Source organism: Novosphingobium sp. B 225 (assembly GCF_002198665.1).
Classification (GTDB): domain Bacteria; phylum Pseudomonadota; class Alphaproteobacteria; order Sphingomonadales; family Sphingomonadaceae; genus Novosphingobium.
In genome coordinates this window covers 53,509-74,864 of sequence record NZ_MWLM01000039.1, presented here as the reverse complement: position 1 = coordinate 74,864, position 21,356 = coordinate 53,509, and the positions used below count along the sequence as shown (strand labels likewise).

Sequence of the window (21,356 nt, the reverse complement as noted above, 5' to 3'; positions counted from 1 at the left end):
AGGGTTGGGCCAATCCGGGTTCACAGACAGGCCGCGTAGGCGCACTGCACCGCCTCCGCAAGCTGTCCCGCCGTGAAAGCAGGCGGACACAGCCGCGCGGCTTCGCTGTGAAGCCAGACGCCCTGACAGGCCGCCTCGAACGGATCAGCACCCGTGGCAAGGCGGCTGGCGATCGTTCCGGCCAGAACGTCACCAGTTCCCGCCGTGGACAGCCACGACGATGCCCGCCGGGCCAGTGCCACCCGTCCATCGGGCGCAGTGACCACGGTGTCCGGACCTTTGGCAACCACTACCGCGCCGGTATGGGCGGCTAGTTCAACCGCCCGGTCAAGCTTGCTACCCAGGCCAGACAGCTTGAACGCGCGCTCCAGCACATCGAACTCCCCGGCGTGCGGGGTCAGCACCCGCCCAGCCTGATGGCCTTGCGCCATCACCGCACCAAACAACATCAGCGCATCGGCATCGAGCACCGTGGGGACTTGCGCATCAAGCGCCGTTTCAAGCTGCTCCCGCGCGGTCTTGGAGCGGCCGAGCCCCGGCCCGACCAGCAGTGCGGACCAGCGCCGGTCCTGCAAGGCTGCTCCCAGTGGGCCGCTATCGACCACCAGATCGCTGGGAGCCCAATCCGCCGCACCCAGCAGCTTCACATAGCCGGCCCCGCCATGCTGCGCCGCGCGCGCCGCGAGCAAGGCCGCGCCGGGCATCGCGCCGCCAATCACGCCCAGCAGGCCGCGCCGGTACTTGTGCGCATCGGCTGCCGGGGTGTTCAGCACGGGGCGTGTGATCACTTGCGCAGCGCCCGGGATTGCTTCCACGCCAATCTCGACCAACCGCAGCGCGCCCATCGCCGCGCAGGCGGGCATCAGGAAATGCGCGGATTTCCACGCCCCCAGTGCAATGGTCAGATCCCATTGTGGCAAGTCAGGCGTAAGCGGAGCGCCGCTGTCGCTCTCGATCCCGCTTGGCAGATCGACCGCGATGCGCTTGTCATGGCTGGCGGCGAGGCGGCGCAACAATGCGGCGTGTTCGGCGGTCAGTGCGCGGGTCAGGCCGCTGCCGAACAGGCAATCAACCAGCACCGCGCCCCGCACGGCCGCATCCGGTCCCAAGATCTGACCCTGATAAAGCGCCCGCGCGGTCCGCGCCGCTGGCGTGGCCGGATCGCAAGCGGCAATAACCTGCACTGTGCCGCCCCGCTCACGCAGCGCCTCGGCGATGACATAGCCGTCGCCGCCGTTGTTGCCCGGGCCGCACAGCACCGTAACCTTGCCCGGTCCGGCCACACGCCAGACCCATTCCGCCGCGCCGCGTCCCGCCACTTGCATCAGGTGATCGACCGTGGTTCCCGCCGCGATCAACGCTTCTTCGCCCGCACGCATCTGGCGCACGGTCAGGATCTGGTTACTGCGGCTTGGCACTGGCCGGTGCCTGCACAGGCACGACATAACGGTCTTGCCCCAGGATCACTTCATAGCGATCCTGCTTGCGCGCCGATTGGGTTACATCCGCCCCGTCTGCCGCAAGCAGGTTCTGGCCATCGTCGCTTACAACCAGACGGTGGAACGCGCCGTCCGGGTGGCGGATCACATAGGTCGCCTTGCCATCAATCTGCGTGCGTTCCAGTGTGCAATCCTGCTTGAATTCCTTCGCCCCGGCCAGCGCACAATAGATCGCCTCGCCATCGGCCACGGTTGCATCACTCGCCTGCTGGCAGGCGGCGAGGAGCAGGAAGAGGGCAAGGATGCCAGGCAGTCTGGAATTCATCAGTTATCCTCGCTTCAACTGCGAAATATCCCGCACCGCGCCGCGAGCAGCGCTGGTGGTCATGGCGGCATAGGCCTGCAGTGCCTGGCTGACCACGCGCTTGCGTTCGGCCTTTGGCTGCCATCCGGCGGCGTCCTGCACTGCGCGGCGGCGGGCCAGTTCAGCATCGCTGACGGCCAGGTTGATCGTGCGCCCCGGAATGTCGATTTCGATCAGATCACCCATTTCGACCAGCCCGATCGCTCCGCCCTCGGCTGCTTCAGGTGAGGCATGACCAATCGACAGGCCTGAGGTACCGCCCGAAAAGCGCCCGTCGGTCAGCAGCGCGCAGGCTTTGCCCAGCCCCTTCGATTTGAGGTAGCTGGTGGGATAGAGCATTTCCTGCATGCCCGGGCCGCCCTTGGGCCCTTCATAGCGGATCACCACCACGTCGCCGGCTTCGACTTGCCCGGTCAGGATCGCCGTGACGGCGGCATCCTGGCTTTCGTAAACCTTGGCCGGGCCGCTGAACTTCAGGATCGAATCATCCACCCCGGCGGTCTTCACGATGCAGCCTTCCAGCGCGATGTTGCCGAACAGCACCGCCAGCCCGCCATCCTGGCTAAAGGCGTGTTCCTTTGAACGGATCACGCCGTTTTCACGGTCAAGGTCAAGCTCGTCCCAGCGCCGGTTCTGGCTGAACGCGGTCTGTGTCGGCACGCCGCCGGGCGCGGCCTTGAAGAAATGCTGAACCGCCGGATCGTTGGTGCGCTTCAGGTCCCACTTGTTGAGCGCATCGCCCAGCGTTGGCGCATGGACAGTGGGCAGATCGGTGTGGAGCAGCCCGGCACGGTCCAGTTCACCCAGGATCGACATGATCCCGCCGGCGCGGTGAACGTCTTCCATGTGGACGTCGCTCTTGGCCGGGGCAACCTTTGACAGGCACGGCACCTGGCGGCTCAGCCGGTCGATGTCCTTCATGGTGAAATCGATCCCGGCTTCCTGCGCGGCGGCGAGCAGGTGCAGCACGGTGTTGGTCGATCCGCCCATTGCGATGTCCAGGCTCATGGCATTTTCGAACGCCTTGAAGCTGGCAATATTGCGCGGCAGGACAGAGGCATCATCCTGTTCATAGTACCGCTTGCACAAATCGACTACGCGCCGCCCGGCTTCCAGGAACAGCTCCTTGCGGTCTGCATGGGTGGCCAGTTGCGAACCGTTGCCCGGCAGCGACAGGCCCAGCGCCTCGGTCAGGCAATTCATCGAATTGGCGGTGAACATGCCGCTGCACGAACCGCAGGTCGGGCAGGCCGAACGCTCGATCGTCTGCACTTCCTCGTCGGTATAGCTGTCATCGGCCGCGGCGATCATCGCGTCGATCAGGTCGAGCGCGACTTCCTTGCCCTTCAGTACCACTTTTCCCGCTTCCATCGGCCCGCCAGATACGAACACCACCGGAATGTTGATCCGCATCGCCGCCATCAGCATGCCCGGCGTGATCTTGTCGCAATTGGAAATGCACACCATCGCATCGGCGCAATGGGCGTTGACCATATATTCGACGCTGTCCGCAATCAGATCGCGGCTGGGCAGCGAATAAAGCATGCCATCGTGGCCCATCGCGATCCCATCATCGACGGCGATGGTGTTGAATTCCTTGGCCACACCGCCCGCCGCCTCAATCTCACGCGCGACCATCTGGCCCAGGTCTTTCAGGTGAACGTGGCCCGGCACGAACTGGGTGAAGCTGTTGACCACGGCAATGATCGGCTTGCCGAAATCACCGTCCTTCATCCCCGTAGCCCGCCACAACCCCCGCGCACCGGCCATGTTGCGGCCATGGGTGGAAGTGCGTGAACGATAGGCGGGCATGGAACGATCTTTCAAATGAGGGGCTTTGCAGCGGCCCTACACGCCTAATCCCCCAGCTTCAACGCCACTTCGTTGCAAATCCGCGCCAGCCGCTCAGCCCATTTGGCCTGCCCGGCAGCATCGGAAAGCTGGTCTTGCCGGATCTCGATCCCCAGATAGGGCCGCCCCTCCGCCTCGGCATGGCGGTTCATGGTGTGGTTCAGTAGCTGACCCGAATAGGGCTGCTGATCGCCCACCACCAAGCCTTCCGCCGCCAGCAAGGGAATGGCGATCCGCGCGGCGCGGTCATCGTGGTTGTAGAGGACGCCGACTTGCCAGGGGCGGCCTTGCTCTGGATGGCTGGCCAGTTGCGGGGTAAAGCTGTGCAACGACAGGATCAGCGCGGGCGGTGCTTCATCCAGCAGAGCGGACAGCGCGGGGTGGTAAGGATGATAAAACCGATCCAGCCGGGCAAGATGCCCCGCGTGGTCGAGCATATTGCCGGGTATGGCATGGCCATCACTGGCAATCGGAAACACCGCCGGGCCATGTTCCTCCCGGTTGAAATCGCACACCAGCCGACTGACATTGCCTTGGAACGCAGCGATGCCGGGGCGCTGCGCCATCAATGCGCCAACCTCTGCCACACCGATATCGACCGCGATGTGCTGCGTGAGCAGCTCTGATGCAATGCCGAGTTCAATATCGGCGGGCACCGTGTTGCTGGCGTGATCGGACACGACCAGAATCCCGCCGAAGCGGGGCTGACCAAGCAAGCGCCATGCTTCGTGCTCCCTCACCGCAAATGTCCTGCCAATTGCCACCAACCGGGATGCTGTGCCGCCAACTGCACCGCCGCTGCTTCGCGGGCGGCGTCATCTTCGTAAAGCGCAAAACAAGTCGCGCCCGAACCCGACATGCGGGCAAGCCACGGGTGTGTATCGCCAAGCGCCGTGAGGACATCCGCAATCGCCGGGCACAACACGATTGCCGGTGCTTCCAGGTCATTGCGGCCTTCCAGAGCAATCCGGCTGACCGGCCCCTGCGGCATCGGACCCTGGTCCACAGCGTCCCAACCTTTGAATACGGGCCCGGTTGCCAGCGGCAAGCGAGGGTTGACCAACAGCACAGGTATTCCGGCCAAGTCGCTCTCGACCGGCTCCAGCTCGGTCCCCGTCCCGCGCCCGATGCAGGTCTGCGAAAGCACACAGGCAGGAACATCAGCACCCAGTTCAGCGGCACGAGAATGCCAGTCATCCGGCAGTCCGTATTCGCGCTCGACCAGGCGGAACAAAGCGCCAGCATCGGCCGAGCCGCCGCCCAGCCCGGCAGCCACCGGCAAGTTCTTTTCCAGCGTTACCGCCCAGCCCTGCGGCCGGGGCAAGGCCGACAGGGCCTTGGCGACGATATTGCCGAACGGATCAGCCAGCTCGCCACCGAACTCCCCGCAAGTCCTGAGCTCGTCCCGCGCGGCCGAACTAATGCTCAGCTTGTCCCCCGCATCAACGAAGGCGAACAGGGTTTCGAGTTCGTGATAGCCATCCTCCCGCCGCCGCCGAACATGCAGCGCAAGGTTGATCTTGGCATAAGCGGTTTCGATCATGGTCAAAATCCTCCCCCTCCGGGGGAGGAGGCCGGAGCGAAGCGGAGGTCGGAGGGGGCCTGAATATGCCTCATTCGCCCACCGTCAGCCCTGCGGGCTGCCACCTCCCCCAGGGGGAGGATCGCCGGCTTACATATTCGGGTAATTCGGCCCACCGCCGCCCTCCGGCGTGACCCAGGTGATGTTCTGGGTGGCGTCCTTGATGTCGCAAGTTTTGCAGTGGACGCAGTTCTGGGCGTTGATCTGCAGGCGTGGATTGCCTTCCTCCTCGCCGAGGAATTCGTACACCCCCGCCGGGCAGTACCGCGCCTCGGGCCCGGCAAAGAGCTTGAGGTTCACGTCAACCGGGACTGCCGGATCCTTTAGCTGCAGATGGCAAGGCTGGTCTTCTTCGTGGTTGGTGAAAGACAGTGCCACGCTGGACAGGCGGTCAAAACTGATCACGCCATCGGGCTTGGGATACTGGATCGGCTGATAGAGGTCCGCGCGCTGCGTCTTTTCGCAATCGCGGTGATGCTTCATCGTGAAGGGCAAGCGAATACCCAGCGATTCAAGCCACAGGTTCGCACCTGCGAGCAAGGTGCCGATCGTCCCGCCGAATTTCGAGACAATCGGCTCGAAATTGCGGACCATCCGCAGTTCCTTGTAAACCCAGCTGGCTTCATAGGCTTCGGTGTAAGCGGTCAGCTCATCATTGCCGCGCTGGCGCGAAATCGCATCGGCGATTGCTTCGGCGGCCATCATGCCGCTTTTCATCGACGTATGCGTGCCCTTGATCCGCGGCACGTTGAGGAAGCCCGCCGCGCAGCCGATCAACGCGCCGCCTGGGAAAACCAGCTTCGGGATCGACTGGAAGCCGCCATCACAAATGGCCCGCGCGCCATAGGACACGCGCCGCCCACCCTTGAGGATTGCTGAGATCGCAGGATGGGTCTTCCACTGCTGGAAGGCCTCGAACGGGTAGAGATGCGGGTTCTTGTAGCCCAGCCACACCACATAACCCAGCGCGACCTGGTTGTTCGCCTGATGGTACAGGAACCCACCACCGAAACCGTCTTCGTCCTTCACCGGCCAACCCTGGGTATGGATCACCCGCCCCTGAACGTGGTTTTCAGGATCGATGTCCCACAGTTCCTTGATGCCGATGCCATAAACTTGCGGCTGGCTGTCCGCATCAAGATCATAACGCGCCTTGACCTGCTTGGTCAGATGCCCGCGCGCGCCTTCGGCAAACAGGGTGTATTTGGCGTGGAGTTCCATGCCGGGCTGATATTCGCCCTTGTGGCTGCCATCCCTGGCCACGCCCATATCTTGCGTCGCTACGCCTTTGACCGAACCGTCTTCGTTGTAGAGCACTTCGCTCGCCGGGAAGCCGGGGAAGATTTCAACCCCCAGCTCTTCCGCCTTGCCCGCCAGCCAGCGGCACAGGTTGCCCAGACTGCCGGTATAAGTGCCCTTGTTGTTCATGAACGGCGGGGCGATGAAATGCGGCACTTCAAACTTGTGCTTCGCACTCAGCGCCCAGTGCTGGTTGTCGGTGACTGGCACTTCGGCCAACGGACAGCCCTGTTCCCGCCAGTCCGGGAACAGTTCATCCAGCGCCTTGGGGTCAACTACCGCGCCTGAGAGGATGTGCGCGCCAATTTCGCTGCCTTTTTCCAGAATACAGACCGAAAGGTCGGCATTGACCTGCTTGAGGCGGATCGCCGCTGACAGCCCGGCCGGGCCGCCGCCAACGATTACCACGTCATAAGGCATCGATTCACGTTCGCTCATGGCCTTGTCCCCGTGCATTCCCGTTCAACTTTGCATTGGAGCCTTGATTGCTGGCTTGCGGCAGGTCAAGACCGCAAAGTGACTTTGCCAGGACAAACTGCGCCATCGGCCCCGCTGCAAGCGGGCGATCTGGCCGCTGCGCTCGATTGGTGGCGCGGTGCGGGCGTCGATCTGCATTTTGAAGAAGCGCCGCGCAGCTGGCTCGCTGCGCCAGAGCCGGTCGCTACGGCAAGCCCGCAGCCCGCTGCGCCGCGTACGCTCGAACCGCCACCCGAACCGGAACTGATCACCGAACGATCTGCCCCCCTTCCCGATACTTGGAATCAATTTCGTGAATGGTGGCTGGTCGAACCGGCGCTGGACAACGGCATCGTTGATCGCCGGGTGCCACCGCGCGGGCCAGCGGGTGCGGCACTGATGGTGCTGGTCCCCTACCCCGAGTCGCAGGATGGTGATCGCCTGTTGTCCGGGTCGCAGGGCCAGTTGCTCGATGCAGTGCTCACCGCACTCGGTTTTGATCCGGCCGAAGTCTATGTCGCGAGCTGCTTGCCGCGCCATATGCCTTTGCCCGATTGGGGCGCGCTGAAGCGAGCCGGATTGGGGGAAATCGCGGCGCATCATATCGCTTTGGCCCAGCCCCAGCGGCTTTTACTGCTCGATCCGAACATCTCGTCGCTGCTTGGCCACGATCCGGCGAAAAGTGGGGATCCTTTCACCCAATTTAACCATGGCGGCGCTATGTGGCCCACATTGACCGCGCCGGGGCTGGACATCCTGATGGCGCGACCACGCAGCAAGGCCCGGCTATGGCAGGCCCTGCTCGACTGGACGGGGTGAGTTTTTTGATTGTGACCAAGCCTTCAAGGGCAAGGATAGCGGCATTGACATTGGCGGGCGCGCTGGCCGCGCTGCCGGTTGTTGCCCATGCTAATGCCGCTGCTGTGGACTATTTCCGCAACCGTGCGGATCGCAGCGCCGTGCCCGCACTGCTCAGCCAGGATGAACGCGCCTATTACAAGGACCTGTTCGCCGCGATCGACAAGGGCGATTGGGCGCGGGTGCAGGCCCTGTTCGCGCAAAAGGGCGATGGCCCGCTGCATCAGGTGGCCCGCGCGGAATACTATCTGGCGCCGGGTTCCCCCAAGATCGAGCTGGATACCCTGAACCAGTGGCTGGCAAACGGCGTTGGGCTGCCCCAGGCCGAACAGATTGCCGCTCTTGCCGTCAAACGCGGGGCGACTGTGCTGCCAGCGCTGCCCAGCGCCAATGCGCTGTCCACCGTGCCCAGCCGCCCCAAGCGAATTCGCCCGCGTGACATCAACGACGGGACCATGCCGGGCAGCGTTGCGGCCGGTATTCTGGCCAGAATCAAAGGCGACGACCCAGCCGGGGCAAAGGCCCTGCTTGACGGAATCGATACGCAGCTTTCGCAGGCTACCCGTGCCGAATGGCGCGCCAAGGTGGCGTGGAGCTTTTACATCGAAAATGACGATGCGAATGCCTATGCCACGGCGCAAGGCGTAACCGATGGCGCAGGCCCGTGGGTGGCCGAAGGCTGGTGGACGGCAGGCCTCGCCGCTTGGCGATTGAATGACTGTGCCGGGGCTGCCGATGCCTTTGCCCGCGCCGCTGCCGGTTCTGAGAATGCCGAACTGACGGCTGCGGCCTGGTTCTGGCAAAGCCGCGCATTCGTGCGCTGCCGCCAGCCGGAAAAGGCCACTGCGCCGCTGCGCCAGGCGGCGCGGATGGATGAAACGCTTTATGGCATGCTGGCGATCGAGCAATTGGGACTGAAGGTTCCGGAAACCCATCAATCGCCCGATTTCACCCAGAATGACTGGCAACGTCTGCGCGATGTGCCCACGGTGCGCGCCGCTGCGGCGCTTGCCGAAGTTGGCCAGGATGGTCGCGCAGATGAAGTGCTGCGCTATCAGGCGCGGATTGGCGGGGCCGATCAATACAAGCCGCTCAGCCGCCTCGCCCGCGACATCGGCCTGCCCAGCACCCAGCTGTGGATGGCCTATAACGCGCCCTATGGCGGCAAGGCCGAACCAGCGATGCGCTTTCCCACACCGAAATGGACCCCGGCCACCGGCTGGCGGGTCGATCCGGCGTTGGTCTATGCCCATACCTTGCAGGAATCGGTGTTCCGCACCAGCGTGACCAGCCTGGCAGGGGCGAAAGGGCTGATGCAGATCATGCCCGCCGCCGCGCGCGATCATGCCGCTGATCTGGGTGTTTCGGGCAGCGCGTCTGATCTTGCTAAACCAACGATCAACCTGGCCTTCGGACAGCAGCATCTGCAGATGCTCAAGAATTCGTCCGGAACCCAGGGCCTGCTGCCCAAGGTGATGGCCGCCTATAACGCCGGGCTCGCCCCGATCACGCGCTGGAATTCCGAGATCAAGGATCAGGGCGATCCGCTGCTGTGGATCGAAAGCATCCCCTACTGGGAAACGCGCGGCTATGTGAACATCGTGATGCGCAATTACTGGATGTATGAACGCCAGGCCGGTGGGCCCAGCGAAAGCCGCCTCGCGCTGGTCCAGGGCCTGTGGCCGACTTTCCCGGGTCTGACCGGATCGCAGGCCGTGCGGATGAGCCAGGACGGAGTGCTGCTGCGTGGCCGTTGATCCGGCGCGCACATTCAAACCGATCAACATTGCGGTTCTGACCGTTTCCGATACCCGAACGCTTGATACCGACACCAGCGGCGCTTTGCTGGCCGAGCGCGTGGTCGCGGCCGGGCACAAGCTGGTGACCCGCACGGTTGAGCGCGATGACGCCGCGATGATTGCCAGCCGGTTGCAAGATTGGATCGATGATCCGGCGATTGACTGCGTGGTGACAACCGGCGGCACCGGCCTGACCGGGCGCGATGTCACTCCCGAAGCGCTTGACCGCGTCCGCGCAGCAAGGGGCGGCAAGCAGATCCCCGGCTTTGGCGAATTGTTCCGCTGGATCAGCTTTCAGTCGATCGGCACCAGCACGGTGCAAAGCCGGGCCGATGCGATTGTGGCCGCCGGCACCTATATCTTCGCCCTGCCCGGATCGAACGGCGCGGTGAAGGACGGTTGGGACAAGATCCTGGCCGAACAGCTCGACAGCCGCAACCGGCCTTGCAACTTCGTCGAACTGATGCCGCGCTTGCGCGAGGTGTAATCAGCTTTTCGGCTTGCCCTTCTCAGGCTTGGCCGGTGCGGGGTGAGCTTTGAAGAACTTCGACACCTCACCCAGCGTGCTGTTCCAGGTATCGAGCAAATCTTCGAAATTACGCGAATTGAGGCCACCGACAGTGCTGATATCGTAAGCCAGTACCAGGCTCTTGTCGCTGCTTACCGACATCGTCGAAAATCGATTCACATCGTTCCACTGGTTGGCCAGTTCAGGGGTGTTGGTTCCATCATCGTCGAATGAAATCAGAAAAGCCAATGACTTGCATGCCGTCATTATCGTGCAATTGAAGAACTGAACCTCAAAATTGTAACCTGCGGCGGCGCTGTTTATCAGCGGATTGCCGGATGACTTGCTGGCGGTAAGCTTGGCCTTGTAACCCGCCTCCTGCATGGCATTCACCACGGTTTGTGGATCGGCTGCGCAGATTTTGCCTTGCGGACAAGCGCTCGCGGCTTCTTCCGCTTGTGTTGCCGATGCCCCCAACACGCCCAATCCCAACAAAACGGCAGATGACAACAACCGCACGCACATTCTCCTCTCATCAGATTGGGGAGCAAACTAACTGGCTACTTGCCCTTGTCAATTTGTTCTTTTTATGTTCTCTTACTCTCATGTCCCCAACCCCCATACACGGACGCGGCGCCCAGTCGGCCGCAGTGCCGCAACGCTTTGGCCTGGCCGCGCGCGAAGCCGATGGGGACTGGCTGGATGCGCGAGAGGGTATTGACGGTCCCGGCCCCAAATTGCGCACGCATGTGATCGAGGAACGGGCGCGAACGATCATCAGTTTCAACCAGTCACCCGACATCCCGTTTGACCGTTCGATCAATGCCTATCGCGGGTGCGAACATGGCTGCGTCTATTGCTATGCCCGCCCCAGCCATGCCTATCACGACCTGTCACCGGGGCTGGATTTCGAAACCAAGCTGTTCGCCAAACCCGATGCCGCGCGATTGCTGCGTGAGACTTTGGCCAAGCCGGGGTACAAACCGGCCCCGATCGCGATGGGCACCAACACCGATCCCTATCAGCCGATCGAAGCCCGTTATCAGCTGACCCGCCAGGTGCTGGAAGTGTGCCTTGAAACACGCCATCCGGTAACGATCACCACCAAAAGCGCGCGGGTAGTGCGCGATCTGGACTTGCTGGCCGAATTGGCGAAGCGGAACCTGACGGCGGTGAGCGTGTCAGTCACCAGCCTCGACCCGCGCCTGTCCGGATTGCTCGAGCCGCGCGCCAGTGCGCCTTCCAAGCGGCTCGACGCACTGCGCCAGCTGGCCGACGCCGGCGTGCCTGCTCATGTCTCGGTAGCGCCGGTAATCCCGTCGATCACCGACCTCTTCATTGAAGGTATTCTGGAAGCTGCGGCAGAGCGCGGCGTGAAAAGCGCCAGCTGGATCATGCTGCGTCTGCCGTTCGAGGTTGCACCGCTGTTTCGCGAATGGCTGGACGTCCACTACCCTGACCGCGCGGGCAAGGTCATGGCCATTGTCCAGTCCGTGCGCGAAGGGCGAGACAACGATCCCGGCTTTTTCACCAGGATGAAGCCCAGCGGCGTCTGGGCAGATGTGTTCCGCGCCCGCTTCCGCATCGCGGTGCAGCGGCTGGCGCTGAACCGCGAGCAGCCCGTGCTTGATTGCAGCCAGTTTGAGCGGCCGAGTTCGAATGGGCAGATGCGGCTGTTTTAGGGCGCCGTGCGGAACACCAGCCGATAGGGCTCAGCCGGAACCCCGCGCTTCGATTTGAAATTCAGCCACCGCCCGCGGTTGAACCACACCTCGTACTCGCGCCCTGGCAGCAACTGGCATTGCAGCGCAAAGGTGCGTTCGTCCTTGCTCTGGCGCGGCACGCGGGCGCACGAGGGAAAGCGCGCCGGATCGGTCTGGACGAAGGAAAAACTGCCCGGCTGCATCGGCTGATCGAACGTAACCGAGACCTGCGCCGGACCAGCGGTGACTTGTGCGCCGCTGGCCGGACTTGTGGCAACAACCTTCGGCGCGGCGGCGGGCGCGGCGAGCGTCCAGGCGAATGCCGCTAGGGCAAGAACAGTCACAGCGAAAACTCCCATCAGCACCCGGCGAGACAAGACCGGTGCGGCCAGCGATGCCGCGCCTACTGGCCCCGTCGCATCCCCGGAAAATCTGTCCCAAATTTCTTGTACCCCGCCTTCCGCCGCCAGCAGCAAGCGCGCTGCCTCGCGGCTGGACGTAACTTCCAACTTGCGCCGTGCCTCGCGCAGGCGCTCGTTCACGGCATGGGTGCTGACCCCAAGGGTTGTGGCCGAACTTTTGGTATCATGCCCCTGCCCCAGCAGCCGCAGCACCGCGCGTTCGGCTTCTGTCAGACGGGTCAGGCGGTTCACCCCCGGAACCGGATCAACCGGCTGTCCGCCACTGCCGCCGAGCGGTGCGGCACCACGTCGCGGATGTATTCCTCGTTCTTGACCATGGCCATGAACACCCCGCTGTTGGGATAGCCCATCACGAAGCCCTCGTCCCATTCGCCGTCCGGCCCGGTGACTGTGCATTCCAGCTCAGCTTCCCAGACCATCGCCGCGCCGTCATTGGCGACGACCCGCTGAAAGCCTTCGAGGTAGATCGCATAGGCCTCGCGCCCGGTCAGGCCCTTGCCGTGGTTGGGATGGCCTGCGGGGTATTCCGCGAGGTCGCGGAACTTGATCAGGTTGAGCATGTGGATGGGGCGATCGCGCGGCAGGTCCTTGAAACGCTGCCAGTTGTCGCGGCTGGGGTCGATGTAGGTGGTCAAGTCCAATTCCTCTCCATTGTGCGAAGCCAAATGGGGAGGTGGCAGCCCTGCAAGGGCTGATGGAGGGGGTATGCGGCAAGGCAAAACCCCTCCACCACCCGCAACGCGGGCGGTCCCCCTCCCCATTTGTGCTTCGCNGCTGATGCGTGAGTGAAATGGAGATCCTCCCCATTTGTGCTTCGCAAAAATGGGGAGGATCTCCATTTCACTCACGCATCAGCCAGTTTGTAATCACGGAACTGGTCGCGCAGGTCTTTCTTGCTGATCTTGCCGGTGCCGGTGTGCGGGATGTCGTCGACGAATTCGACCGCATCGGGCAGCCACCACTTGGCCACCGTCTTGGCGAGGTGGTCCTTGATCTCGCTGGCTGAAACCTCTGCCCCCGGCTTCTTGATCACCACCAGGATCGGGCGTTCATCCCACTTGGGGTGATAGATGCCAATCGCCGCCGCTTCGGCCACGGCAGGGTGAGAAACGGCCGCGTTTTCCAGTTCGACCGAGCTGATCCATTCGCCGCCGCTCTTGATCACGTCCTTGGTCCGGTCGGTCAGCTGCAGGGTGCCATCGGGATGGAGCACGGCGACGTCGCCGGTATCGAACCACTGGTCCGGGCTGGGCGCAGCGTCCTGTTCGGCCTTGAAATAGCGCTTGATCACCCACGGCCCGCGCACCTGCAAGGCCCCGCTGGTTTCCCCATCGCGCGGCAGGACCTGATCGGGATCGTCCAGGCTGACGCAGCGCAGTTCGACGCCAAACGGCACGCGGCCCTGCATCTGCTTGATCGAAACCTGTTCGTCAAAGCTGCGATCGTCCCAGTCCCAGGTCTTGGCACCGGTGGTGCCGATCGGGCTGGTTTCGGTCATCCCCCAGGCGTGGGCGATGTTGACCCCGGCCTTCATCAGCCGCTCGATCATGAAGCGCGGCGCGGCGCTGCCGCCGATGATCGCGTGGCGCAGGCTGGGGATGCCCTGCCCGGTGGCGTCCATATGCCCGAACATCGAAAGCCACACCGTCGGCACCCCGGCAGTGTGGGTCACGCGTTCGCGGTTCATCAGTTCACACAGCACGGCGGGATCGTTGACTGCCGAAAAGACGAACTTCACCCCCGCAGCCGCCCCGCCCCAGGGCAGGCCCCAGCTTGCCGCGTGGAACATCGGCACCACCGGCAGCATCACGCTGCGCGCATCAAAATCAAAGATCGCCGGCTGCAGGCTGGTAATCGCGTGCAGCATGGTGGAGCGGTGGTTGTAGAGCACGCCCTTGGGGTTGCCGGTGGTGCCGCTGGTGTAGCACAGCATGCAGGGATCGCGCTCATCGCCGCCTTCCCATTCGGCATTGCCATCTTCGGCCCCGATCCAGGCTTCAAACTCGCCATTATCAAAGCACACATAGTGCTTGATCGTGGTCCAGCGCGGCTTCATCCGCTCGACAATCCCGGCCCACATGCTGTCGTACAGCAGCACCTGATCCTCGGCATGGTTGGCGATATATTCCAGCTGATCGTCGAACAAACGCGGGTTGATCGTGTGGAGCACCCCGCCCACACCGACGGCGCCGTACCAGGTGGTCAGGTGGTAATGGTGGTTCATCGCCAGAGTGGCGATCCGGTCCCCTTTGCCTACACCCAGCTTGCGCAAGGCCTGCGTCATCTTCAGCGCGTCGCGGCGGATCCCGGCCCAATTGGTGCGGGTTTCGCTGCCATCGGCCCAGCGCGTCAGCAATTCGCGCGTGCCATGTTCGCGCGCGGCGTGATCAATGATGCGGGTTACCCGAAGGTCCCAGTCCTGCATCGCTCCCAGCATTCCCTACTCCCTTACTAACCTCCGTCCGTGTCGAGCGATGTCGAGACACGCCGGTGCGACGTAGCTCTAGTTCACTCGACCCAACCGGGGCCTAACTTGGTTACGCGACGAGCCGCAGGTGCCCTGCCCCGCGCCGCGCAGTCAGCGATACATTGGCAAGTCCTTCGACACTTGCCAAGCGTTCCGCGAGATCTCCATCAAGCTGGAAGTCGCGGCCCAGCCGCACCAGCGGCTCCTGACCCGTGCCGGTGCGCAGCCGGGCAAGCACTTCGCCGCGTCCGTCCGCGCCGCGATGCAGCAGCAGCGCCAGCTCCGACAGGGCCTCGGGCCGCAGAATATCGAGCTTCAGCACCATAGACGAGGCGCTTTTGACCTCGCTCAGCGGGCGTCCCCCGCGCACGGTCACCCTGGGCGGCTCGTCCGGGCTGGGAGCGTCAAGCTCAACATTGAGCAGCACACAGGTCCCCTCCCGCGCCCATTGAACCATTGGTTCGACCAGCGATTCCTCAAAGCAGCTTGCCGAAAACTGCCCCGACGAATCGGAAAACTCCGCGACAACAAAATCATTGCCGCGCTTGGTCTTTCGGCGCTGGACCCCTTCGACCATTGCCGCCATCACCGCACCCAGCCGTCCGCCGCCGGGCACCCCGGTTTCCATCAGACTGCCGTAATTGCGCGCACCGTTGGCACTGGCGACCGCGCGCCATTGCTCCACCGGATGCGCGGCAAAGTAGAACCCGAAGTTCTCGCGTTCTTTGGCCATCTGCTCGGCCCGACTCCAGGCCTCACACTCGTTAAGCCGCAGTGCCTGGGCGGCGTGGTCCTCTCCGCCAAACAGGCCGTGCTGGCCCGAATTGCGGGTCCGCTCAGCCTCGTCCGCTACGGCCAGCAGCATGTCGGCATTGGCCAGCACCCGCGCCCGGTTGGGATCGAGCCCGTCAAACGCTCCGGCCCCGGCCAGGCCTTCCAGCTGGCGGCGGTTCATGCTGCCCTGGGGCACACGCTGGAACAAGTCTTCCAGCGACGTGAACCAGCCATGGGCCTCACGCTCGGCCACGATCGCGTCCATCGCCTTTTCGCCGACGTTGCGAATACCGGCCAGGGCATAGCGCACCGCCAGTCCCTCATCCGTCCGCTCAACCGTGAACTCCGCCTCGCTGCGGTTGATGTCCGGCCCGGCCAGGGCGAGGCCGGCCCGGCGCATGTCGTCCACAAAAATCGCCAGTTTCTCTGACTGGTGCATGTCAAAACACATCGAGGCGGCGAAGAATTCATGCGGGTAATGCGTTTTCAGCCAGGCGGTCTGATAGGCCAGCAGGGCATAGGCGGCGGCGTGCGACTTGTTGAAGCCGTAGCCTGCGAACTTGTCGATCAAGTCGAACAGTTCGTTGGCCTTGGCCGCATCGATGTCCGAAACGTCCTTGCACCCGGCGATGAACCGGGCGCGCTGCTGGTCCATCTCCTTCTGATCCTTCTTGCCCATCGCGCGGCGGAGAAGGTCTGCATCGCCCAGCGAATAGCCCGCGAGGATCTGCGCGGCCTGCATCACCTGTTCCTGATAGACGAAGATTCCATAGGTTTCCGAGAGGATGCCGGACAGCTTTTCGTGCGGATATTCAATGCTTTCCTGCCCATTCTTGCGCCGCCCGAACAGGGGAATGTTGTCCATCGGACCCGGGCGGTAGAGCGAGACCAGCGCGATGATGTCCCCGAAATTGGTCGGCTTCACCGCCGCCAGCGTGCGCCGCATCCCTTCGGATTCCAGCTGGAACACCCCCACCGTGTCGCCGCGTTGCAGCAGGGCATAGACTTGCTCGTCATCCCACGGCAGCGCCGACAGATCGATCTCGATCTCGCGGCGCTGCATCAGCTGGATCGCCTTCTTGAGCACCGACAACGTCTTGAGCCCCAGGAAGTCGAACTTGATCAGCCCGGTATCCTCGACATATTTCATGTCGAACTGGGTCACCGGCATGTCCGAACGCGGATCGCGGTAAAGCGGGATCAGTTGTTCCAGCGGGCGATCGCCGATCACTACCCCGGCGGCGTGGGTCGAACTGTTGCGCGGCAGGCCTTCGAGCTGGACCGCCAGATCGATCAGGCGTTTGACGTCCGGCTCGTTGTCATATTCCCGCTTCAGTTCCATCACGCCGTTGAGCGCGCGCGGCAAGGTCCATGGATCGGTCGGATGGTTGGGCACCATCTTGCACAGCCGGTCGACGTGGCCATAGCTCATCTGCAGGATCCGGCCCGTGTCGCGCAGCACTGCGCGGGCCTTCAGCTTGCCGAACGTGATGATCTGCGCCACGTGGTCCGCACCGTACTTCTGCTGGACATAACGGATCACTTCGCCGCGCCGGGTTTCGCAGAAGTCGATGTCGAAGTCCGGCATGGAAACGCGTTCGGGGTTGAGGAAGCGTTCAAACAGCAGCCCCAGCCGCAGCGGATCGAGATCGGTGATCAGCAACGCCCATGCCACCGCCGACCCCGCGCCCGAACCACGCCCCGGCCCCACCGGGATGTCATTGTGCTTGGCCCACTGGATAAAGTCGGCCACGATCAGGAAGTAGCCGCAGAACCCCATCCGGGTGATGATCCCGACTTCGAAATCAAGCCGGTCAAAATAGACCTGCCGCTCCTCCGTGGTGAGCTCACCATAGGGGGCGAGCCGCTCTTCCAGGCCTTTGCGCGCCAGCTCGGCCATCATCGCTGCCTCGCCTTCCTTGTCGCCCGCCAGGCTGGGCAACAAGGCCTTGCGCTTGGGCGGGGAGAAGGCGCAGCGCTGGGCGACGACCAGGGTGTTGGCCAGCGCTTCGGGCAGATCGGCAAAGATCTGCTCCATCACTTCGGCCGGCTTGACCCAACCTTGCGCGCCGCTGCGGGGCCGGTCCGCCGCGTCGATGTGGGTCGAATTGGCGATGCAGAGCATGGCATCATGCGCCGCGTGAAAGCCGGCTTCCGCAAACTGCGCCGGGTTGGTGGCGACCAGCGGCAGGTTCCGGGCATAGGCGAGATCGATCAGGCCTTCTTCGGCAGCTTCTTCCAGCGGGTCATCCCGGCGGGCGATTTCGATATAGAGGCGCTGCGGGAACAAGGCCTCCAACTGCTCGCAATAGCCTTCTGCCGCATCACGCTTGCCTTCTGCCAGCAGTCTCGCCAGCGCCCCCTCGCCCGCGCCGGTTAGGGCGATCAGCCCGTCGGTGTGCCCGGCCAGTTCGGCAAAAGTCACATGCGGATCAAGCTCAAGCGGGCGATCAAGGTGCGCCCGGCTGACCAGGCGGCACAGGTTTAGCCACCCGGCATCGTCCTGCACCAGCAGCCCCAGCCAGTCGATCGGACCGCTGGCATCGCGGCGGACCGCCAGGAACGTGCCAAGCAAGGGCTGGATCCCGCTGTCCCGGCATGCCGAAGCGAACGACATCGCCCCGTAGAGCCCGTTGCGATCGGTCATCGCAATGGCGGGAAACTGCCGTTCCCTGGCCAGTTTCGGCATGGCCTTGGGATCAATCGCCCCATCGAGCATCGTATAGCTCGAAAAAACGCGCAGCGGGACGAATTGGGCATGAGGCATGGCGCTGAAACTAGGGATCGCGGCGGGATTCGGAAGGGCCCCGGGCGGCCTTTTCCACACAAGTGGACAATGGCGGAAATCTACTAGGCAAGTCCCCCCCGATGTGGTCTGCTGCAAAGAAAATCGCCGGGTCGAACTCCGTTAGGACGAGGGGAATTTCGATGGACGTCAATAACAGCACAAGCGGCCTGATCGATCGGATCAAGGCGCTGGTCACCAAGCCCGCCGATACCTGGCCGGCCATCGCGGCAGAGCCTGCCAGCCCGGCCGATCTGATCACCAAAGTGGCGGTGCCGCTGGCGGCGATCGGCCCGGTCGCCGGGTTCATCCATGGCCAGCTGTGGGGCTATGGCGCCTTGGGGTTCAGCTACAAGCCGGGGCTGATGGCGGGGCTGACCGGCGCCGTGGTTGGCTATGTGCTGGGCCTGATCGGGGTCTGTGTGCTGGCCCTGATCGCAGACTTTCTCGCCCCGAAATTCGGCGGCACGTCAGACCGGACCAATGCTTTCAAACTGGTGGTTTGGGGATCAACTGCGGCCTGGATCGTGGGGATTTTCCAGCTCATTCCGGGGCTTGGCATCCTTGGCCTGCTGGCACTGTACAGCTGCTACCTGTTCTACACCGGTGCCGCCCCGCTGATGAAAGTCCCGCAGGACAAGGCGGCGGTCTATACGGTGGTCACGCTGGTAGCGGCCATGGTGCTCTACTTCGTTGTCGCCGCCGTGACGGCCCCGGTCGTTGCCCTGTTTGGCGGCGGCATGGCCGGAAGCGTCACGTCATCAACCGATGGCGGAACGCTTACCCTGCCGGGCGGCGGAACGATCGATACCGCCGGGATCGAAGCTGCCAGCAAGCAGGTTGAAGCTGCAGCCAATGGCAAGAAAGTGGCGATCGAAGCGGCCAAGCTGCAAGCACTGCTGCCCGGATCAATCGGCGGTTACACCCGCACCGCCACCGAAAGCCAGGCGCTGGGCGGCATGGGCAGCCAGGCCGAGGGCACTTATACCCAGGGCGAAAAATCCTTCCGACTCAAGGTTGTGGACATGAGCGGCCTGGGCGCCATCGCCGGAATCGGCGCGGCCATGGGGGTTGAGGAAAGCAAGGAAGACGCCGACGGTTACAGCAAGACCAGCACGGTAAACGGCCAGATGCAGACCGAGGAATGGAACAAGACCGACAGCCGCGGCAAATTCGGCACCATGATCGCCACCCGCTTCATGGTTGAGGCTGAGGGCCAGGCTGGCAGCATCGACGAACTGAAAGCCGCGGTTGCGGCCGTGGACCCGGGAGCGCTGGCGGGACTGGCCAAATAAAGCGACACGCGAGAGCGACACAGGGGCGGACAAGGTGACACCAGGGTTACACCCTGTCCGGCCTGTTATTCGTTTTAATTCAAAATCTTAACCCAAATAAGGTGACACATTTGCGTTTTTGGGCGGTTTTTCCCCGCTGGAAACCTGCCGCACGGAATGGAACGCGAACCGACAATGTCAAAGAGCGGCTGAATCAGCGGCGCCCTTATCGCAGATTGGCAGCGTGTAGGAAAATGCGAAGTGGGGGTTTGTTCACGCGATGCCTTCAGGTCCTTGCCGTCGCTTCAGGATCGTCACCCAAGCATCGTCACCCAAGCGCCACGACCTAAGCATCGTCACCTCACCATCGGCACCTCACCATCGTCACCCTGAACTTGCTTCAGGGTCCATCGTGGTTCCAGCCCTGTGGCTCAAAGCGCAAGCAAACCGCTCAGGTTGCTCACACGCTCAGGCAACAGGGATAACGGCGAAATGGACCCTGAAACGAGTTCAGGGTGACGGGGATCGAACGCAAGGTGCTTCTCGCGCACAGCATTTCCTGAAGTGCGGCGAAGTAACCAAAAACCGCACTTGCCGTTCCACCATCCCTGCGGGATGCCCCCAGCGGGCAAGGAACTACAGCAGCGCCTGAATATCCTTTTCCAGCGCTTCTGGCTTGTCCGTGGGGGCGTAACGCCGCACGACCTGGCCTTCGCGGTCGATCAGGAACTTGGTGAAGTTCCATTTGACCGATCGGGTTCCCATCAGCCCCGGCGCTTCGGCCTTCATCCAATCGTACAGCGGATCGGCCTTGTCCCCGTTGACGTCGATCTTGGCCATCAGCGGAAAGGTCACATCGTATTTCAGGCTGCAGAAATTGGCGATTTCTGCGGCATTGCCGGGTTCCTGCGCGCCGAACTGGTTGCAGGGAAAGGCAATCACTTCAAAGCCCTGATCGGCGTACTTCTTGTACAGCGCCTCCAGCCCTTCGTACTGCGGGGTAAAGCCGCATTTGCTGGCGGTGTTGACCACCAGCAGCACTTTGCCCAGCTTGTCCGCAAGGCTCAGCATTTCCCCGCCGGGAAGCTTCGCACTGAAATCGGCGATGGTTTTCATGGTTATCTCCCCGGTGCTGTTCTGGCAAAGAGCCTAAGGACCGTGCAGGTGCCGTCAACCCGCAGGCTTGCTACGACGATAGATGAAATCGAAACTGGTGGTCCAGGTCAGCCCCTGATCGACCGACTGTTCGCCATGCTGGCGCACGGTATCCTGATCGATCGGGCTATAGCTCATCCGGATCAGCGCATCCTTGCCCGGGCCGTTCACCCCGGCCCAAAATCCGGTTAGAACCATTACCCGTCCAGCCATGCCACCTTCGAACTCAACCTGGCCTGGCTGGGCTCCTATCCATGTCTGATGCCAGCGTCCGCTGACTGGATCCAGGGCGTTGAGGCTTCCTCCACCCGGCCCTTTCAGCGGCATCCAGTTTTCCCGCACTGCGCAGCCCGCATAGAGCCGTTCGATCTTGCTGTGCGCCAGCAAGGGCGCTTTGGCCGGGTCTTTCAGATTGGGATAGACATCCCAGTCGCCCACCCAGAAATCAAACTGGGCATGGGCTGGCGTGGCGCACGGCGGTGGAGCAGCCTGCGCGGCAGCGGTTTGGACAATCAGAACAACAGCGGCAGCAATCGACATGAAGCAAACTCCCTGTCCGCAGATAGTACGGCAGGAACCGCACAGACATTCGCCATCCGGCCAGTTTTCAGGCCGGTCCG

General features: G+C 63.1%; 18 protein-coding genes. 5 read left to right on the top strand and 13 right to left on the bottom strand.

Annotated elements, in window-relative coordinates; translation table 11 throughout:
* Nucleotides 1-20: 20 nt before the first annotated feature.
* The 6 genes from MNBBLIKP_RS07010 to MNBBLIKP_RS06985 all read right to left on the bottom strand — a co-directional run bounded on the left by MNBBLIKP_RS07010 (nt 21) and on the right by MNBBLIKP_RS06985 (nt 6,973).
* Nucleotides 21-1,445, bottom strand: a complete 1,425-nt coding sequence (locus MNBBLIKP_RS07010) for an NAD(P)H-hydrate dehydratase (protein ID WP_088308860.1) — start codon at nt 1,443-1,445, stop codon at nt 21-23.
* On the bottom strand, nt 1,402-1,764 hold the full coding sequence (locus tag MNBBLIKP_RS07005; protein ID WP_088308858.1) for a hypothetical protein: 363 nt from the start codon (nt 1,762-1,764) through the stop codon (nt 1,402-1,404). Before MNBBLIKP_RS07005 ends, MNBBLIKP_RS07010 begins: the two co-directional genes overlap by 44 nt.
* A 3-nt stretch (nt 1,765-1,767) precedes the next feature.
* A complete protein-coding gene (gene ilvD / locus MNBBLIKP_RS07000) occupies nt 1,768-3,615 on the bottom strand; it encodes a dihydroxy-acid dehydratase (protein WP_088308856.1) in 1,848 nt (615 codons plus the stop codon).
* A gap of 44 nt (nt 3,616-3,659) precedes the next feature.
* On the bottom strand, nt 3,660-4,394 hold the full coding sequence (locus MNBBLIKP_RS06995) for an N-formylglutamate amidohydrolase (protein ID WP_088308854.1): 735 nt from the start codon (nt 4,392-4,394) through the stop codon (nt 3,660-3,662).
* On the bottom strand, nt 4,391-5,197 hold the full coding sequence (locus MNBBLIKP_RS06990) for a 4-(cytidine 5'-diphospho)-2-C-methyl-D-erythritol kinase (RefSeq protein ID WP_176399703.1): 807 nt from the start codon (nt 5,195-5,197) through the stop codon (nt 4,391-4,393). The genes MNBBLIKP_RS06995 and MNBBLIKP_RS06990 overlap by 4 nt, the downstream gene beginning before the upstream one ends.
* A gap of 129 nt (nt 5,198-5,326) precedes the next feature.
* On the bottom strand, nt 5,327-6,973 hold the full coding sequence (locus MNBBLIKP_RS06985) for an electron transfer flavoprotein-ubiquinone oxidoreductase (protein WP_088308946.1): 1,647 nt from the start codon (nt 6,971-6,973) through the stop codon (nt 5,327-5,329).
* Nucleotides 6,974-7,051: 78 nt separating this feature from the next.
* Here MNBBLIKP_RS06985 and MNBBLIKP_RS06980 point away from each other — a divergent pair, with 78 nt between their 5' ends.
* From MNBBLIKP_RS06980 to moaB, 3 genes are read left to right on the top strand one after another with little or no spacing between them, the layout of a single operon-like run.
* Nucleotides 7,052-7,810, top strand: a complete 759-nt coding sequence (locus tag MNBBLIKP_RS06980; RefSeq protein ID WP_140420541.1) for a hypothetical protein — start codon at nt 7,052-7,054, stop codon at nt 7,808-7,810.
* Nucleotides 7,780-9,606, top strand: a complete 1,827-nt coding sequence (locus tag MNBBLIKP_RS06975; protein ID WP_088308848.1) for a lytic transglycosylase domain-containing protein — start codon at nt 7,780-7,782, stop codon at nt 9,604-9,606. Before MNBBLIKP_RS06980 ends, MNBBLIKP_RS06975 begins: the two co-directional genes overlap by 31 nt.
* The gene (moaB, locus tag MNBBLIKP_RS06970; protein WP_088308846.1) at nt 9,596-10,135 is read left to right on the top strand and encodes a molybdenum cofactor biosynthesis protein B; all 540 of its coding nucleotides are present in this window, start codon (nt 9,596-9,598) and stop codon (nt 10,133-10,135) included. Before MNBBLIKP_RS06975 ends, moaB begins: the two co-directional genes overlap by 11 nt.
* On the opposite strand, the gene MNBBLIKP_RS06965 is transcribed toward moaB, so the two are convergent.
* On the bottom strand, nt 10,136-10,675 hold the full coding sequence (locus tag MNBBLIKP_RS06965; protein WP_217896665.1) for a YbjN domain-containing protein: 540 nt from the start codon (nt 10,673-10,675) through the stop codon (nt 10,136-10,138). It lies immediately after the preceding gene.
* An 86-nt stretch (nt 10,676-10,761) separates the two neighbouring features.
* On the opposite strand from MNBBLIKP_RS06965, the gene MNBBLIKP_RS06960 reads away from it, so the two are divergent.
* Nucleotides 10,762-11,838, top strand: coding sequence for a PA0069 family radical SAM protein (locus MNBBLIKP_RS06960; RefSeq protein WP_088308842.1), 1,077 nt, complete (start codon nt 10,762-10,764; stop codon nt 11,836-11,838).
* Here the strand turns inward: MNBBLIKP_RS06960 and MNBBLIKP_RS06955 are convergent.
* The 4 genes from MNBBLIKP_RS06955 to dnaE all read right to left on the bottom strand — a co-directional run bounded on the left by MNBBLIKP_RS06955 (nt 11,835) and on the right by dnaE (nt 18,289).
* Nucleotides 11,835-12,512 carry an Ig-like domain-containing protein gene (locus MNBBLIKP_RS06955; RefSeq protein WP_088308840.1) on the bottom strand — a complete coding sequence of 226 codons (678 nt, stop codon included), beginning with the start codon at nt 12,510-12,512 and terminating at the stop codon, nt 11,835-11,837. The two genes, MNBBLIKP_RS06960 and MNBBLIKP_RS06955, sit on opposite strands and share 4 nt — an antisense overlap.
* Entirely contained in the window at nt 12,509-12,916 is a 408-nt protein-coding gene (locus MNBBLIKP_RS06950) for a DUF1330 domain-containing protein (protein ID WP_088308838.1), read from the bottom strand. Before MNBBLIKP_RS06950 ends, MNBBLIKP_RS06955 begins: the two co-directional genes overlap by 4 nt.
* A gap of 209 nt (nt 12,917-13,125) precedes the next feature.
* Nucleotides 13,126-14,718, bottom strand: coding sequence for a long-chain fatty acid--CoA ligase (locus tag MNBBLIKP_RS06945; protein ID WP_088308836.1), 1,593 nt, complete (start codon nt 14,716-14,718; stop codon nt 13,126-13,128).
* Between the two features lie 100 nt (nt 14,719-14,818).
* Complete coding sequence (gene dnaE, locus MNBBLIKP_RS06940; RefSeq protein WP_088308834.1) at nt 14,819-18,289, bottom strand: DNA polymerase III subunit alpha; 3,471 nt, start codon at nt 18,287-18,289, stop codon at nt 14,819-14,821.
* A 161-nt stretch (nt 18,290-18,450) separates the two neighbouring features.
* On the opposite strand from dnaE, the gene MNBBLIKP_RS06935 reads away from it, so the two are divergent.
* The gene (locus MNBBLIKP_RS06935; RefSeq protein WP_176399702.1) at nt 18,451-19,602 is read left to right on the top strand and encodes a Yip1 family protein; all 1,152 of its coding nucleotides are present in this window, start codon (nt 18,451-18,453) and stop codon (nt 19,600-19,602) included.
* Between the two features lie 615 nt (nt 19,603-20,217).
* Here the strand turns inward: MNBBLIKP_RS06935 and MNBBLIKP_RS06930 are convergent.
* Together MNBBLIKP_RS06930 and MNBBLIKP_RS06925 are read right to left on the bottom strand one after the other, a co-directional pair.
* The gene (locus tag MNBBLIKP_RS06930) at nt 20,218-20,697 is read right to left on the bottom strand and encodes a glutathione peroxidase (RefSeq protein WP_088308830.1); all 480 of its coding nucleotides are present in this window, start codon (nt 20,695-20,697) and stop codon (nt 20,218-20,220) included.
* A 54-nt stretch (nt 20,698-20,751) separates the two neighbouring features.
* Complete coding sequence (locus MNBBLIKP_RS06925; protein ID WP_088308828.1) at nt 20,752-21,276, bottom strand: hypothetical protein; 525 nt, start codon at nt 21,274-21,276, stop codon at nt 20,752-20,754.
* Nucleotides 21,277-21,356 lie beyond the last annotated feature (80 nt).